Source organism: Dethiosulfatarculus sandiegensis (assembly GCF_000931935.2).
Taxonomy (GTDB): domain Bacteria; phylum Desulfobacterota; class Desulfarculia; order Desulfarculales; family Desulfarculaceae; genus Dethiosulfatarculus; species Dethiosulfatarculus sandiegensis.
In genome coordinates this window covers 158705-174477 of the sequence record NZ_AZAC01000011.1, presented here as the reverse complement: position 1 = coordinate 174477, position 15773 = coordinate 158705, and the positions used below count along the sequence as shown (strand labels likewise).

Below are 15773 nucleotides of genomic sequence, written 5' to 3'. Positions count from 1 at the left end.
AGCCAGATGCCTATTTCAGAACGCCCCGCTCCTTGAAGAACTTGACAGCTCCGGGGTGCAGGGGAATGGACATGCCGTTGGTGGCTGTTTCAAGGGTTATGAGCTTAAACTTGGCGTGAATCTTGTCCAACTCGTCTTTGTGATCAAAAACAGCCTTTAGAATTTCATAGGCCAGTTTTTCGCTCATATCCGCCTTGACCACAAAAAGACCCATCCAGGCCAGGGTGTGGTGATCGTCCTTCATGTTCTTATAGGTGCCCGCCTTGATGGTGCGGGGGAAATAGGCCGGGAAATCCTTGTTGATCTTCTGGGCCGTTTCGGGCTCGATATTCAGGAAGCGGATATCCCTTTGGGTGGTGAGGTCCATCAGAGTGGGGGCGGGAGTTCCCAGGGTGACGATGCCCACATCAATGTTGCCGTCCTTCATGGCCGCCGTGGTTTCAGTGGCGGAGAGGAACTGCTCGTCAATGTCGTCGTAGGTGAGTCCGTAGACCCTGAGCACATACTGGGCCATTTTTTCCGTGCCGCTGCCCGGAGCGCCCACCGCCACCTTTTTCCCTTTGACATCCTCTATCTTTTTTATGTCCGACTCAGCCAGTACATAGAATTGGATATCAACCGGATAGGTGGAGAAAAGACCCCGCAGGTTTTTTTGGGGCTTGCCTTCAAAGGCGCCCTTGCCTTCAAAGGCATGGAAAGCCGCATCCGGCATGGAGAGCGCCAGGGCGTCCGAACCCTTCATCACGGCCCGGATATTCTCAATGGAAGCTCCCGAGGGGTGGGCGGAAGCGTAATAGCCCTTGATGTATTTGTTGATCATATTGGCCACGCCGCCACCCAAGGGGTACCAGCTTCCTCCGGTGGAGGCTGTGCCGATAGAGAGCCTTTCATCGGCCTTAACTATTTGCGCTCCCAAGGGCAAGGCAAGGCAGATGAATAAAATTGTCAGTACTTTAGCGGTTTTCATTAATTGCATTGGCAAACCTCCCATAAGTGGCCAAAATATAAGGTCCCCCCTTTTTACGACCTTCAGGGTTTGGGGAACTGAAGACAAAATAAAGAAGCGTTCGCTTTTCTAGGGCTATTCTCCCCATTTGCGCAGTCTGTTTTTCAGGGTCTTGCCGCTGGCGTTTCTCGGCATGTCTTTTATGAACTGGACCAGCTTTGGCTTTTTATAGCTGGCCAGGTGCCTTTTGCAGTATTCGATCACCTCTTCCGAACTGAGCTCCTTGCCGTTTCTAAGCACTAAAAAAGCCTTGACGCTTTCACCCCACATTTCATCCGGAATCCCCACCACTGCGACGTCCGCCACATCCGGATGGGCGAAAAGCACCTCTTCAACCTCCCTGGGGTAGATGTTTTCACCGCCTGAGACGATCATGTCCTTTTTACGGTCCACAATATAAAAAAAGCCATCTTGATCCATGCGGGCCAAGTCGCCGGTATGGAGCCAGCCCTGGCGCAGGGCCTCTTCCGTGGCCCGGGGCTGGTTGTGGTAACCGGCCATTACATTGGGGCCGCGGCAGATCAACTCACCCACCTCGCCGGGCGGCAGGGGATTGGAATCCTCATCCGCCACCACGGCCTGTAAAAAGGGCAGGGCCGTGCCGACAGATACGTCCTTAATGAGTGAATCCTTGGCTTTCAGGATGGTTATGCAAGGCGAGGCCTCGGTGCAGCCGTAGACATCGTAGATGCCATGGATGCCGGGAAGAAATTCCATCAAGCGTTTTTTGGTGGCCAAAGGCAGTTTGTCCGCACCGGAGGTACATTTTTCAATGGACCTTGTATCAGCCTGGGCCGCCTTGGGGTGTTGCAGTAATAGGTTGTACATGGCAGGTGACCCCGAGATGACGGTGGCCTTTTCTTTTTCTATGATCTTAAGCATCTGGCCGGGTTCGAACTTTTTAACCAGAATGCTCACCCCGCCCAGGGCCAGTTGAATGGTCAGGTGGTTGTTCAAGGCCGCCGTGTGATAGAGCGGGCCGACTATGATAGATATCTGACCCTCTTTGTCTTCCCTGCCGTGTATGGTGTTGAAAAGGTTCCAGATAATGTTTCTGTGACTGATAACCGCCCCCTTGGGCCTGCCCGTGGTGCCCGAGGTGTACATGAGCTGGCAAGGCTGGTCTTCCTTTATGTCCTCGGAAAAGGGGGAGTAGGACCCCTTTTCAACGAAGTCATCGTAGTCCAGGCTGTCGAGGTGGTGTTGTTTGCCCTGGGTCACAAAAAGGGGATGCTCTTCCAGGTCCTCTTCTATTGTTGCTATGGTCTCTGCGAATTCCGCTCCCATGAAAAGGGCCTTTGCGCCCGAGTCGTTTAAGATATGGGCCATTTCCCGCCCCACCAGGCGGAAATTAACCGGTGTGGCCACCAGACCCACCCGAATAGCCGCGAAATAGACCTCAACCAGGGCCGGGCAGTTGTGAAATAAAAGGGCCACCCGGTCACCCGGGTTAAGTCCGGCCGCCAGCAGGGCTCCGGCCAGGTGTCCGGTGCGCTTTTCCAGTTGTTGGTAAGAAATCCTTTGTTGGTCTTGAATAAGGGCCGTGGCAGACGGACTTTTGGCTGCCTGATTGGCCAGTAGCAGAGCTGCGTTCAAAATCCTTCTCCTGAGCCAGGGTTTGCAAAAACCCTGGGGTAATCGCCTGTATATCCCAAAAGGCCGCACAAGGTGCGCCCCAGGTCTGCGAACTGGTCCAATATGGCCTGGGCTGCGGGGGTGTGGGCCTCGCGGACGGAGATCGAAATGTTTACCGAGGCCACCACCATTTTATCCTGATCAATGATCGGCATGGCCACAGAGTAAAGGTCCAAGTATAGTTCCCGGTTGCTGATGCTGTAGCCCCTGTCGCGGGTTTCCATCAGATCCGAGAACAGTTCATCCGGATCAGTGATGGTGCTTTCGGTCAGTTTGGGCCTGTCCATAGTCCAGATGAGATCCCTTAAATAGGAGTCTTCCTGGGAAGAAAGCAGAAGTTTGCCCGAGGCGGTGCAGTGGGCGGGCAAGCGGGAACCGGTTTTAAGGTCCAGGTTCAGAAACTGCTGGGCCTCCTTGCGGTAGATGAAAAATATATACCCTTGGTCCAGAACTGCCATATTCATGGTTTTGTTAACTTTTTCGGAGAACTCGTCAATGAGCGCTTCTGTCTGCTTGCGCACTTGGCTGGCGTTCATAAATGAGAAACCCAAGGAAAGAACCTTTGGGCCAAGGAAAAATTCCCGGTGTTTGTTGCGTTTTAGAAAACCCAACTCCATCAGGGTGGCTGTGTAGCGCTGCAAGGCCGCTATTTTGATGCCGGTGTTTTTGGAAAGGGTGGTTAGAGTGAGCCTGGGATGCTCGCCTGAAAAGGCCTGCAAAACAGTTAGTCCCCTGGCCAGGGATTGAATGAAAGATTGACTCGGTTTATTCATATTTATCCCTATGCGATAATAGTTATTGCATTACAATATATTATACGAGAAAACCTAGGGTCAAGATAAAAACGATAGTATAAATAGGAAATAACCCGGAAGGTGCTTCCCGCCCGGCTCGGGCAATATCCGCACTTGACCGGATCTTTATAAAAAAGGCATATTGAAATTGACGTATACGTCAACGGGGGAGGGGTATGATTCAAAAGAAAAAGTATGCCGGACATAAGCTCCACAGTATCTCCGAGCTGGTGAAGGAGTTTGGAATTACTTCGCGAGCCATACGTTTTTATGAAGAAAAAGGCCTTTTACTGGCCGAACGCAGCAAAGGTGGACGCCGCCTTTTTTCCCAAAAACAAAAAGTTCGCCTGAAGCTGATTTTGCGGGGAAAACGCTTTGGCCTTTCCCTGGACGAGATTGCCACTATTATCGGTAGTGCGGAAAGGGAGCTGGACCCGAGGGAGCAGACCCTGCGCGCTCTTTTTTTGGCCGAGGAAAAACTTCCTGAAATCAAATCCCGCATCAAGGAGCTTACCCAGCTAGCCGATGACCTGGAGAGCCTGGTCTCAAGATTACGTAAAGGACTGGTGAAAAACAGTCAGGCTGTTTTCGGGGAGCAGGGTTAAGCCAAAGGGGAGGCCGGGTTTTCAGCCGCCTCATGACACCTTTTCAGGAATATAATAAAAAAATATGAGCAACCCTATTTTTCAAGGGAGTAACCCAATGCCCTTTACTGCCTCGCGCTTTGGTTTTTGCCTGGTTTGTCTTCTTATGTCGGCCCTGATTGCAGGATGCGCCCCCAAGGGGGCCGGACCGGCCGCAGGTTCCCGGACCGAACCCTCCCAAGCCCAGTCTGACATGGAGCAACAACCCGATTTAAATGTTGTTTATTATGTAAAGGTCTGGGCCTTGAACCTGCGCGAATGCCCCAGTACAAAGTGCCGCATAGTCAGTGTGCTGGGTAAGGGTGACCAGGTAAGGCCGATTGAGGATAAAAAGGGTTGGTACAAGGTTGCCATGGTGAATCGGGATAAATCCGGCTGGGTGGCCGGGCGTTTTTTGAGCCGGGAGCCGGTGGAGAGTGGCCCCAGACCCAAATTCGACCAGACCGCCGCGCCCGAACCCCCCTCTTTAGATGAGGAATTTTCCCCGCTGAAACCGTCTGGATCTGATTCCGCTCCCCAGATAAAGGAGGAGCTGGCGAAATAAAGCTCCCCGGTTCGGGCGTTTTACGGGTATCGCTTATGAAGCCCCCGGCCGGAAATGCATCGGCCGGAGGCTTATGCCCGGTTTAGCCCTTTTTTTGCCATTTCTTATAATAGTCATCCATTACAGCCACAATATTCTTGCCCACCCTTGCGCAATCCGCTGATTTCACATTGGCCAGGGCAACCCTTAAGGACCACTTGGGACCGGCAAAACCCTCTCCCGGCAGGCAGACTGTGGAATGGATCTTAGCCAGCCTGATCAAGAAATCCAAAGGCCATTGCTCGGCCAGATATTCGCTGAAGGCCTTGCCGTGGCGTTTATTGGCCATGCGTTTCAAGTCCACCAGGGCATAGTAACGGGTGAGGTTGTCACTTTTCGGTTCAGGCAGCTCCAGGGCCTGGTACAGGGCGTGCCAGCGTTTTTTCAGGATATCCATGATGGTCTTTTTATAGGCAAATTCCTTATCCATTAGTTCGAACAGGGAAAACAGGCACATTATGGCCTGTTGGGGCCCGGAGAGCCCGCCGGTGTGGGCCAGGGCCACATCCCTGGAATCCTGCTCCAGTCGGTCCATGAACCTGATCTTGTCCGGATCGGTTGAGGTTATGCTGTAACGCCTGGCCAGTTCCTTTTTGTCCTTGGCCGGTAGTTTTTGGATTATGCGGTCCACTACGCATTCCTGGTAAATCGAGACTACGCCCAGACGCCAGCCGGTGACTCCAAAATATTTGGAATAGGAATAGACCCCAATGGTGTTCTGGGGTATTTCTTCGGCCAAGGTATGAAATTCATTCACAAAGGTGGCGTAGACCGTATCGTTTATGATTACCAGGTCCTGTTTTTTCTGTCTGACCAGTTTGGCGATGCGCTCCACTGTGCTTTTATTCAACGCCCGGGAGGTGGGGTTGGTGGGGTTGACTAAAAAGAGCGCTTTGACCCCGGGGTCTTCCAGTTTTTTGACCTCGGACTCGGGCAATTGCCATCCCTGGTCTTCGTCGCCCTCCACATAGATGCTTATAAGGTTGTATTCCTTTAGTTCCGGTATCTCCAGATAAGGCGAGAATATGGGGGTGAAGATGGCGATGTGGTCTCCGGGGCGCAGCACTTTGTTGATCCTGAGGGATTTGAATACATAGATCATGGCCGCGGTTGCCCCTTCGGTTGCAAAGAGGCTGAATTCACCCTTGGGAGGATTGCCCGCAAAAAGGACCCTGGAAAGATATTTGTTAACGATCTTCTCTGTTACCGGCAGGATGCGGGGCGGATCCGGATAAAAATCGCCCTGAACTGCGTCCACCAGCTCAAAGGCCGCCTCATCCGCATTCAGGCCCAATTGGTTTTCCGTGAAATCAACCGCCTTTTTCAGGAACTCGGCCCCGGCTCCCTGGCCGTGCTGATCCAGGTATTTTTTCAATTTCGCGGCCATGCCCTTGGTCTCGACCCGCATGCCCAAGTCAGGTGCTTTAGTTTCGTCACCGGCTGCCTGGGCCGCGAACCGGGTAAGCTCGGAAAAGGCCTGGCGGGCGGTGGTGTTGAGGAAATCCGGATTGCCCCGGCCCGCGTTAATAAAACGGCAGGCCTGTTTTTTAGCGGCCTTTTCCCGGCAGGTTTTTTCAGCCAGGTCTATGAGCCGGTTTTTTATCTCAAAAGGGCTTTCGTGGCTGAGTTTTTTTTGTTCCGGAGTCAGTTTGGCCCAGGCCTCCGGCGGCAGGGCGGCCCAGGCGTTGGCAGCCAGGGCTCCCGCTCCCAGCCAGGCTGATCGCTTAAGAAATTCCCGGCGTTTCATACCGGCCGGGGATTCACTGGAGGAGTCGCTTGAAATTTGCTTTCCGGTATCTTTTTTGCCCACGTTTTTTCTCCTTAACTGAAGTGTTATTTGGGAACCAATAAGAGCATGGCCCTGAAAGGCCTTTATTGGCGGATGTTATTTCGATTTGGGGTCACCTGCCTTGAAAAGAGTCCAGGGCCTGGATGGGCGGCTCATGATATAGGGCCCCAGATGGTCCCATTCAATGTGCTCTTTGAAAAAGGCCTTGGCATCAAAAGCAAGCCCGGAAGAGTTCCCCCACCTGCCCCAGAACTGCCAGTTCTTGGCCAGGCTGCTGTCGGTGACCTTTCCGTCCACCGCGCCCCTGGGCTGATAGGGCAGGGGCCTTGAAGGGTCGCTCATGAAATAGCGGGGATCCAGCTCGTAATGGGAGTCCACTGTGCGCGAACAAGGGTTGTTTTCCTTTTTCAGATAAACGTCATAATGGTCGGCCAATATTTTTTTGCCGATCTCGACGTCTAATCGGCCGTTGTATTTGCGCATCAACTGGGTCAGCCGAACCCGGCGCGCCCCCTGGTGACGCCTGATATCGGAATATCCGGTGTTGGAGCATTCCAGATTGCGTATGCGGGGATCCAGGGGCGCGTTATAGCCGATAAACCAGCCGTCTTTTTTGCGCTCCACGCTGTAGAATTTAAGGCCCAGCTCATAGCGCATGATCTCGCCGGTTTTTCTATCCGCCACCAGCCAGGCGTTGGCATAGCCGCCGCTGTTCATTTTTTTCATCAGGTCCACAAAATCATCCAGGTTGTCCGCATACTGCATTGCCCGGCGGACCCTCAAAAATTCCGGCATTTCATTGGAATCGTACATGGAAAACCCGCCCATGGTGGTTTCCGTGCCCATGAGCTTGGCCCCGGTCAGAAAATAGTCGGTTTGGCTGTCAATGTAGCCGGGCACGGATTGCATGAATATGCGGTGCCCCTTGGCCGGGACAATATCCAGGATAAGGTTGCAGAACTGTCCCCATTGAAAATTATCAAAGGTGTTGTGAGCCATTACCACCTGACCGTTTTTGGTGGCCGAGCCTGTGGCCATAAAGGCGCTGCAATGATCTGTCGGAGCCTTGATCTGTTTTTGATACCTGTATTGATCAAGGGCCTGGGGCCACCAGTAGTCCATAAGTTCTTCATGGCCGTTCCAGGCCAGGATATCGGCAAAACTTATCTCCACTCCGGCTTTGCGCGCCCCGTCGGCTATCCCCTTAATTTCCTCAAGAAATTCTAAAAAGGCCTTTTCCTTGTCATAGCTGGCCAGGATTTTCTCACTCCACATCTTTTGGGCCGCGTCCGTAAAAAAAGACCAGGGCTTGCCGGTCTCGATTACAGTTAGCTCCTTAAGGCTTTTCATGATCACCTTGAGTTCCTTGGCGGCCAGGTACCCATGCTGAACTCCCCTTTCATATGGTTTGCCTTCAATATGGATATAAACCCAGCCGTTTTTATCCACCCTCCATCCCTTTTCATAGGTGACCTTTTGGGCCAGGGCCTGACCGTTTGTGAAAAGGAGGCTGGTTAGGAAAATAAAGCCAACAAACAAGAGATATTTGTTTTTCATGGGGCGCTCCTTGCAACGTAAAGGGAAATAAAGCCTAAACCTGGCCACGCAGGAGTAGAAAATTTGATTGAGAAGGCCTTCCCGATCTGAAATCCATAACTTAGAAAGCCTGTTCGGCGTTTGGGGGGCGGGCGGTTTTCACCCTGAACCCCATGGCTTAATAAAGGAACATGGGCTTGCCCAACATGCTTTTCACCTTGGGACGATAGGTCTCTTTGTCATAAAGTTCGTCCACGTCCACGGTTTTCTTGCCTTCAACCGCTGTGGTGGCCGGAACATGGGTGTAATTCCCGTGACGCAGGGCAACCATGCGGCCGGACTGGTTTTTGCCCAAAAGCTCCATGGCCAGGTTGGCAAAGGAGATGGCAACCATGCGGTCCAGGGCGTCCGGCGCTCCGGAGCGCATTAAATAGGCCACCTGCTGGTAGATTGTTCTTTCGCCGGTTATTTTTTTTAAGGCCTCGCTTACCACAAAGCCGATGCCCCCCAGCTTGAGATGCCCGTAGGCGTCCGGGCTGCCGTACTGGACCTTTTCTCCGCCGCGCATATGGGCGCCTTCCGATATGCTCAGAATCGAATAATTGCTGGGATTGCTTTTTTTATCCTTGAGCAGGAGCCTGGCCAGGCGTTCCATGTCAAAGGGAACTTCACTGATCACCGCCCGGTCCACCCCGGCCAGATGCGCTGCCATCAGAGAGGTCTCGCCGGAGTGGCGTCCAAACAGCTCCACCACCCCGATGCGCTCATGGGACCCCACATTGGACCTGAGGGCGGTTATGAAATCCACACTCCTGGTGACTGCGGTGGAGAAACCTATGCAGATATCCGTGCCGAATACATCGTTATCCATGGTTTTGGGAATGGAGATTACGGGGACTCCTTTTTGGTGCAGATGAGCGGCATAGCTTAGGGTGTCGTCTCCGCCAATGGGTAAAAGAAGGTCTATGCCGAGCTTTTCCAAGACGTTAAGTATGTGTCCCGTATAGTCGCGCTTTTGATCTTTTTTGATTTTATAACCATCTTCAGAGACAAAATCAGGGAACTGGGCTGGAACCACCAGGGCCGGATTGGTGCGAGAGGTGTGCAAAAAGGTTCCGCCCGAACGGTCAACCGCCCTGATGGCGGTTTTCTGAAGCTCCACCACATGCAGAGGCTGGGGCGCATCATCTTCCGGGTTGAAATGCAAAAGGCCGTGCCATCCCCTTCTGATGCCGAGCACCCTGGCTCCCATTTCTTCGGCTCGCCAGACTACGGTCTTGATGCAGGCATTGAGCCCCGGAACATCGCCTCCGCCGGTGAGTATACCGATGGTCTTGGCCATTTCTTCTCCTTGTTCCGTCATCAGATCAATTAAGAGATCCGATACAGAATTTAGATTATCAAATATATATATTTAATGGAACCCCGCATAAAGGCGGCCCGCTTCTTAGACGGCGGATTTCGGAGCAGGAAAAGGGATTGGCGTTTAGACAGACAAAAAAGCCGCCTCGATTGACCGAGGCGGCTTGCGCTGGCTTTAAAATATTTCGGGGTTTGCAAAATCCAAAGTAGGTTTTTTTGAGCACCCCGCTAGTGGCGCAAGGGATTAACCGTTAATACCGGCACCGGCGAGAGCTTGATAACACTGCGCACAACAGAACCGAAAAAGGTTTCTTCAAGTCCCCTTCGGCCATGAGTGCCCATCATGATAACGTCCATTCCCCTGTTTTCCGCAAAATTGATTATCTCGTCGGTAGGCCTGCCGGAAACGACATGAATCTGCACGTTCATATTGCTTAAGCTGCTTTCATCCACAAAAGCCTGGATTTTTTTCAAGGCGGTTTCGTGCATGGACTGTGAAAGTTCGCTGAAATTCATGTTCACCGCATAAAAGCCATAATACTCCGTTGGGTCGGGCAGGACGTGCAACAGGTGTATCTCGGCCTGGTTCCTTTCGGCAATGGCCTTGAGATAGCGCACCATTTTTGTGTTGCCCTCCTTAAAGTCCAGGTCCAGGGGGAATAGGATTTTGTTAATGTCCCACATGTGTCACCTCCAACAGATCTGCGCCCGCTCCCCTTTGCAAGGAATATGGGCTTGTTCCATGCAGTGCGACTTTTTTCCAAACTGTGTTGCCCGGTTATTTTTCAATCGGACCAACACTCTTTAATACCATTTTAGCATTCTTGGCGGCTGATATGCATTTATTGGGACAGATCTAAGGTTTATCGAAAAGAAATGCTGGACAGGCGCCGGGGGGGGGCGCCTGTCCAGACGAGGTAGGGATAATGTCCGTGCCGCCGGTCGCCGAACTAAATTGGGATGGGAGTCCGCTGCCTTTGTTAAAATGTTCGGCTCTCCGGCTGACGGGATAGGGTGCACCCTGGTCATATTGCAATTAGGGGGCCAATCGCCCGGGGGAATTATACGGTGAGGTTTTTTTCCATAAGTCCTTTGCCTGGGGAGTCCCTGGGGTGGATCGGACAAAAGGCGGGGTATGCTGAATACTTTTCAGTCAATATATAATTTGCATAAATGCCGGTAAATTAGCTTATTGACGATATGTCGGTAAGTGCATTAATCGAAATTGTTACCACAAAATTCGACCTCTCAGGGCAGGTTCTTCTCCCCGAATCCAGCTTCGATATATTTTGATGGTCTGTCGGAGAAAAAGCCTTTTCAGTTTTTGGCTTTGGCGTGCTTTTAAGGGGAGTATTGGATTTGGGAAAGAAATCGTTGATCGCAAGGCCTGGCCCAATGGTTTGGGAGTCCGCTGCTTTATTTTATTTTTTTTGGGCTCAGGCGCTTGCGAAAAACGATTAAATACAATCAACAGTTTTAAATTTCATTTCCTTGTTCTTGTCTCATTAATTAGCAAGGACCTTGCCAAGAGCACCTACTTGTAAAGAATAACTAAAAAGCTTTTAATATTAATAATTTATGAGAAGTGAATCCGCTTAGATAGGGAATAGGAATTTAATAAGCTTTTAGAAATATACTCCTTATTTAGTAAAATTGACGATATTAAGTCATTGTTTTATAGGGGCGGGTTTAGAGAAAACAAAGATGCCTTTTAAATTTTCTTCCTGGCAGGGGAGGATTTTGCGAAAAAGGCAGACGGAGTGTGTAAAAGGCTTTGTGAAAAAGCGGGCTGCCGCAGATGAGTGAGTTATTCGTTTATCTGGGCAGCCCGGCTTGACAGCCTTCCGGCTAACCGGTGGTCGAACCTTGATTCTGGGAACCGGGTTGACCCGCGCCTGGTCCTGTGCCGTCACATTGGGAAGGGTCTCCCGGCACTCCACCACCAGGCCCCTGGCCGGGACCTGTGCCGTCACCCGGGCCGTTGCCCCCTCCCACACCTCCTCCGGGCCCGCTGCCGTCACAAGCGCCGGAACCTGCGCCGCCGCCAGCTCCACCGCCGCCGCCAGCTCCACCACCGCCGCCGCCGCCGCCGCCGCCGCCACCGCCGCCGCCACCGCCTCTGGCCAAGAGTATTTCCTGGGAAGACTGGGTGTCGATACTGGGCTGGGAAAGAGATTCAGTACTCATAAAGAGCAATGAAAAACCAGCCAAAAGGACTATGGTGACAATGCCCGTTTTGGTTTTCACGTTTGGGCTCCTTTCTGGGGTTGGCCTTTCGTTTTGCCTGTGGCAGACAAAACGCCGGTTAACTGACAGTTTTTTGTTCATCAAATCCGTGATCAGGTTGTGGTATGGCTAAATTATGCAGTTAATAGAAGATCTGGCTAATTTTATCTCCAGTGTAGAGATGGATTTGATTCTCATAAGTCTGTTATTAATTCTTCTAATATTTTTTTGACGTAGTTATCATAATAGATTAATTCCTTTAGTTTTTCTGTAATCAGCCTGTTGACCTTAAATGCCCATTGGGTCAAAGATTCCCGGAAAAAAGCGCATTTGTAGTTTTTTAAACTAATTACAGGAAAATATTCTCTTTATTTTTTGGCAGTTTTCTTGCTCGCCTTGGTGTGAAGTCAATGTCAAAGCCGACCAGGATAATTATAAAGAAGAAGAAATCATGAATGTGGGGGGCATAAATCAGGCTGCGGGTTATATGGCTGTTCGGCAGCCGCTCACAGTTCGGTCAGGCACAACAGAATCTCCGCAAACAGCTCAGTCCAGAGCTGAAGCCGGCAAAGTGGATCTTAAATCCATTGGTCTTTATTCTGAACACGGTCTTGATGCGGGAGGCAAGGGGTACCTCCCCCGGGCGGATCTGGAGATGGCCTTTGATCGGGTCAAGGGAATTGTCAAATGCGCCCTGGATCAGCTTTTCATGCAGGCGGGGATAGATGTTGCAAAGCCCATGAAAATACGCGCTGACCGAACCGGTGCGCTTAAGGTGGTGAGCAACCATCCCCAAAAGCAAGAGATAGAAAAGCTCTTAGCGGAAAACCCGGATTTGAATAATCCCTATAATGCCATGAGCGGCCTGGCCAACCTGCTTCGAATGGGGGATCTGCACGAAGAGTTCGACAGGATCTACGCAGAACATCCAGAGCGGGCCACAGCCATGATTCAGCGAATTCAATATATTACAAAGGATTCGGTTTTCACGGTCGGTTATGGCGCTGATGGTCTTGAGACCGGCTTTTCCTGATGAAAAGCTAGGCAAGGCAGACTTGAAAGGCCTTGCCTAGCTTTGCTCAGTATCAGTTTTTTTAAAAACAAACCCCTATTGCAGGCGTTTAAAGTTGAAATCCTTGTTTTTCATGTCGTCTAAGAAGCGCAAGCCCTGCGTCCCGGTTGACATGGCGGATTTGACCTCCATCACCCCTTTGGTCAGGCCATAGAAAATAGCGCCGGTTATGGCCCCTTGGTCAAAAACAATTTTGCGGTAGGAATTGTCGTCTAAGTATACCGCGCTCTTTTTTTCATCTTCAGGATCAATATCCCCTGCCGAGAAGAGATCTACGCCTACCACCTTAAGAGAGTTGGACATTACGGTTCCTGTATATTTTGCGTCACCGCCCGCCATATTTTCCCCGGCCACTTCACCTTGGGCCTGACTGGCCTGCCATATGCCGTAGAGCCTTCCGGCATGCTCAACCTGGTCACCGGCGGCCCAGATATTAGGCAGGCTGGTTTGCATGCGGTCATCCACCACTAAACCGTTTTGGATATCCAGGCCCGCCTGTTTGGCCAATTCGATGTTGCCTCTAATTCCTGCGGAAAAGACCACAAAACCACCTTCAAGGCTGGTCCCGTTTTTTAAGAGCACGCCGTTTGCCTTGTCTTTGCCTGTGATCTCTTGGGCCGCAGTGCCGAGATGAAACTCAAAACCCATTTTCCCCAGGCGTTTTTGCAGCAATTTGGCTCCGGTGGGATCAAGTTGACGAGGGAGGAGCCGGTCGAACATCTCAACGATAACCGGCTTAAGCCCCATTCGGACCAGTGCAGCCCCGGTCTCCAAACCAAGCAGCCCCCCGCCCAAAAGAATAACCGCATCCGTTTCGCCTGCGGCCTTGGCAATTTTCCTGGCATCCTCCACCGTGCGCAGGGAAAAGACATTTTCTTTATCCGCACCAGGCACCGGAGGTATAAAAGGATGCGCTCCGGTGGCCAAGAGGAGTTCATCATAAGGCAGGGAAGGGCCTTTATCGGTTTCTACCGTTTTATCGTTAATGTCTATTTTTTTTGCCGTCTGACCTAAAAGCAATTCAATGCGTTTTTGTTCGTACCATTTTTGGTCGCGCAGGGTTATGGTCTTTATATCCACCTCACCGGCCATGAATTCGGGCAGACGGGGGCGGTAGTAAAAAGGCGAGGTTTCATCGGAGATAACAGTTATGGAAGCCTCGGAGTCCAGTGATCTAATCTTGCCGGCAGCAGTGGCCCCGGCCACTCCGTTGCCAATTATCAGGTATTTTTTCATTACTGGTCAACCCTTTCAATTCTGGAATCAAAAAGTTGACCTTGCGTGAGTGTGGCAAGGTCTAGGCGGCAGGTTCTGGATAATGCCGGTTGTCATTTTCGCAGTGTTATCTGTCTTGATGCAGATATGATAACACCGCATCCGTAGAGCAGGCAAATTTATCGCCCGGTTTTTTGCCTGTCTTTAGAGAAGATGTGAAATATTTCATTATTTGAAAGATATGATTAAAAGAGTCGATAACTGGAAACAGACTAATTCTTTGTACAGAGAGGTAAGACTTTTGCTAAGTGGAAAAGCAAATGGGGAAAAAAGAACCATGCTTTTTCTTCTTTGCTTTATGTTTTTAGCTTTTCCGGGAGCAGCGGGATAACTTGTACGCAACTTTTTTTATTTGGCGGGGGGGCGGGAAGGATACAGTTGGGTTAAATCCGCCATCTTTTCGGAGCTAAGGTTCGGTTTTGGCTTGGGATCCGAGTATGTCCCGATAAAGGGCGGCAATTTCTCGCCAGGAGCAAGTTTGCCTGCGGGCCTGAAGTCGGCACCCAGGGCTGCTGTGGTCTTCTCTTTGGGCGGTTCGGGCGGTGGCTTGATAGGCGGTTCAGGGATGGAAGTACCCTGCTCATAGGCGGTCATGACCTGTTCCAGGTAAATCCGCCGGGTGCGGGCCATGTTTCTCAAAGTAGAGGTGTAGGCCTGGCTTTCTGCGGAACAATAGGCCACATGGGCCTCCGGCAGCCTGCCTTGAGCGGCGAGTTGATTACCGTAGTGCAGCATGCGGTTGGAATATCCTTCATCCAAAAGGATTTCCTCAAAGGCCCTTGTGTTTAACTGGGTGGTCCCGCAACCGGCCAGCAACAGGCTGACTCCGGCCAGAAAAAACACCATTCGGTATTTAACGAAATTCTTCTCCATAATTTTTACATCGGCACAAGAGGCTGGATGCTTGAGAGGTAAATGCATTTTGTAAAGGTGGCCGTGCTTTATTCTTTTTCAGGATGAATGATCAACGGTTGATAAGTACTGCGGACCCCTGGTCGGAAACAAATCGGCTTGATCCTTTGAGGGAGGATAAAGAGCACACCCCCAGGAAAAGGGTTATCAGTAAAAGGCCCAGCCCCAGCCAACGGACCGTACCCCGAGGCACCCTGCCAAAAAGAACTCTTCTGGCAAACAGGCGATATTTGTGGACACCATCTGCGCACTCCACCCACGGAGCATCACACTGGCGACCTTCCTTGCCAAAGTAACGCATGAAAAACCTGGATATTTCTATAAAAAATTGAAAATATTCTGCACCCAACCTGCACCATATAATAGTGCAGGTTGGGGCTTTAGGCAAGAAAAGTTTGTCAGAGCGCTTAAAAAAATATTCTCACTGCCTGTTATTAAGACAGTGAAAATATCTTTTTTAAAACAATTTAGAAAAGTCTTTTGTGGTCGACCATAAGACAAGAATTCTGTATGACGATTAGCCCGTTTTTACGGGCCTTTTCGCCTGCGTCAAAATGGCTGACACCCAACTGCAGCCACAGTGCCTTGGCTTTGGTTTTAAGCGTGTCTTCAACTACTTGGGGTACAAATTCACTTTTACGGAAGACGTCCACCATGTCAATTTCAAAGGGAATATCTAAGAGTGAAGCATAGCATTTTTCGCCCAGAATTTCATTTTCCTTTGGGTTTACCGGTACAATTGTATACCCTGATTCCTTAAGATAACGGGCTACTTGGTTACTGTCCCGCTCAGGTTTGGGCGATAACCCAACCACAGCTATTGTTTTTACTTCAGTTAGTAATTTTTTAATGTTTTGATCATCCGGGTTAGCTTGTAAAAGCATTTAAAACCCCCTTTTTGACTGCACGATATGATTTTAAAATTTGCTGAATTTTATT

General features: G+C 50.8%; 15 protein-coding genes. 4 read left to right on the top strand and 11 right to left on the bottom strand.

Features of this window, described 5'->3' with window-relative positions:
* Positions 1 to 10: 10 nt before the first annotated feature.
* The 3 genes from X474_RS08345 to X474_RS08335 all read right to left on the bottom strand — a co-directional run bounded on the left by X474_RS08345 (position 11) and on the right by X474_RS08335 (position 3414).
* Positions 11 to 976 carry a TAXI family TRAP transporter solute-binding subunit gene (locus X474_RS08345; protein WP_044348089.1) on the bottom strand — a complete coding sequence of 322 codons (966 nt, stop codon included), beginning with the start codon at positions 974 to 976 and terminating at the stop codon, positions 11 to 13.
* 105 nt (positions 977 to 1081) lie between these two features.
* Positions 1082 to 2602, bottom strand: a complete 1521-nt coding sequence (locus tag X474_RS08340; protein WP_052515012.1) for an acyl-CoA synthetase — start codon at positions 2600 to 2602, stop codon at positions 1082 to 1084.
* Complete coding sequence (locus tag X474_RS08335; RefSeq protein WP_044348087.1) at positions 2599 to 3414, bottom strand: IclR family transcriptional regulator; 816 nt, start codon at positions 3412 to 3414, stop codon at positions 2599 to 2601. Before X474_RS08335 ends, X474_RS08340 begins: the two co-directional genes overlap by 4 nt.
* 197 nt (positions 3415 to 3611) lie before the next feature.
* Between X474_RS08335 and X474_RS27010 the strand changes: the two genes are divergently transcribed.
* Both X474_RS27010 and X474_RS08325 read left to right on the top strand, forming a co-directional pair.
* Positions 3612 to 4040, top strand: a complete 429-nt coding sequence (locus X474_RS27010; RefSeq protein ID WP_044348086.1) for a MerR family transcriptional regulator — start codon at positions 3612 to 3614, stop codon at positions 4038 to 4040.
* A 97-nt stretch (positions 4041 to 4137) separates the two neighbouring features.
* Positions 4138 to 4623: an SH3 domain-containing protein gene (locus X474_RS08325; protein ID WP_044348085.1), complete on the top strand. Its 486-nt coding sequence runs from the start codon at positions 4138 to 4140 to the stop codon at positions 4621 to 4623.
* 82 nt (positions 4624 to 4705) lie between these two features.
* On the opposite strand, the gene X474_RS08320 is transcribed toward X474_RS08325, so the two are convergent.
* From X474_RS08320 to X474_RS26075, 5 genes are all read right to left on the bottom strand, one after another.
* Complete coding sequence (locus tag X474_RS08320) at positions 4706 to 6472, bottom strand: bifunctional aspartate transaminase/aspartate 4-decarboxylase (protein ID WP_197282026.1); 1767 nt, start codon at positions 6470 to 6472, stop codon at positions 4706 to 4708.
* A gap of 75 nt (positions 6473 to 6547) precedes the next feature.
* Positions 6548 to 8008, bottom strand: coding sequence for a C45 family autoproteolytic acyltransferase/hydrolase (locus X474_RS08315; RefSeq protein WP_052515011.1), 1461 nt, complete (start codon positions 8006 to 8008; stop codon positions 6548 to 6550).
* A 157-nt stretch (positions 8009 to 8165) separates the two neighbouring features.
* Positions 8166 to 9329, bottom strand: a complete 1164-nt coding sequence (locus X474_RS08310) for a 6-phosphofructokinase (RefSeq protein ID WP_044348084.1) — start codon at positions 9327 to 9329, stop codon at positions 8166 to 8168.
* A gap of 248 nt (positions 9330 to 9577) precedes the next feature.
* Positions 9578 to 10033, bottom strand: a complete 456-nt coding sequence (locus tag X474_RS08305; RefSeq protein ID WP_052515010.1) for a universal stress protein — start codon at positions 10031 to 10033, stop codon at positions 9578 to 9580.
* Between the two features lie 1164 nt (positions 10034 to 11197).
* Positions 11198 to 11596, bottom strand: a complete 399-nt coding sequence (locus tag X474_RS26075; protein WP_156360682.1) for a hypothetical protein — start codon at positions 11594 to 11596, stop codon at positions 11198 to 11200.
* 550 nt (positions 11597 to 12146) lie between these two features.
* Between X474_RS26075 and X474_RS08290 the strand changes: the two genes are divergently transcribed.
* Complete coding sequence (locus tag X474_RS08290) at positions 12147 to 12608, top strand: hypothetical protein (RefSeq protein ID WP_156360681.1); 462 nt, start codon at positions 12147 to 12149, stop codon at positions 12606 to 12608.
* A gap of 75 nt (positions 12609 to 12683) precedes the next feature.
* Here the strand turns inward: X474_RS08290 and X474_RS08285 are convergent, their stop codons facing one another.
* Both X474_RS08285 and X474_RS08280 read right to left on the bottom strand, forming a co-directional pair.
* A complete protein-coding gene (locus X474_RS08285; RefSeq protein ID WP_044348078.1) occupies positions 12684 to 13883 on the bottom strand; it encodes an NAD(P)/FAD-dependent oxidoreductase in 1200 nt (399 codons plus the stop codon).
* A gap of 387 nt (positions 13884 to 14270) precedes the next feature.
* Entirely contained in the window at positions 14271 to 14795 is a 525-nt protein-coding gene (locus tag X474_RS08280) for a hypothetical protein (RefSeq protein ID WP_156360680.1), read from the bottom strand.
* A gap of 271 nt (positions 14796 to 15066) precedes the next feature.
* On the opposite strand from X474_RS08280, the gene X474_RS26070 reads away from it, so the two are divergent.
* Entirely contained in the window at positions 15067 to 15330 is a 264-nt protein-coding gene (locus X474_RS26070; protein WP_156360679.1) for a hypothetical protein, read from the top strand.
* Here X474_RS26070 and X474_RS08270 read toward each other — a convergent pair.
* Positions 15302 to 15718, bottom strand: coding sequence for a CoA-binding protein (locus tag X474_RS08270; protein ID WP_044348074.1), 417 nt, complete (start codon positions 15716 to 15718; stop codon positions 15302 to 15304). The genes X474_RS26070 and X474_RS08270 overlap by 29 nt on opposite strands.
* Between the last annotated feature and the right edge of the window lie 55 nt (positions 15719 to 15773).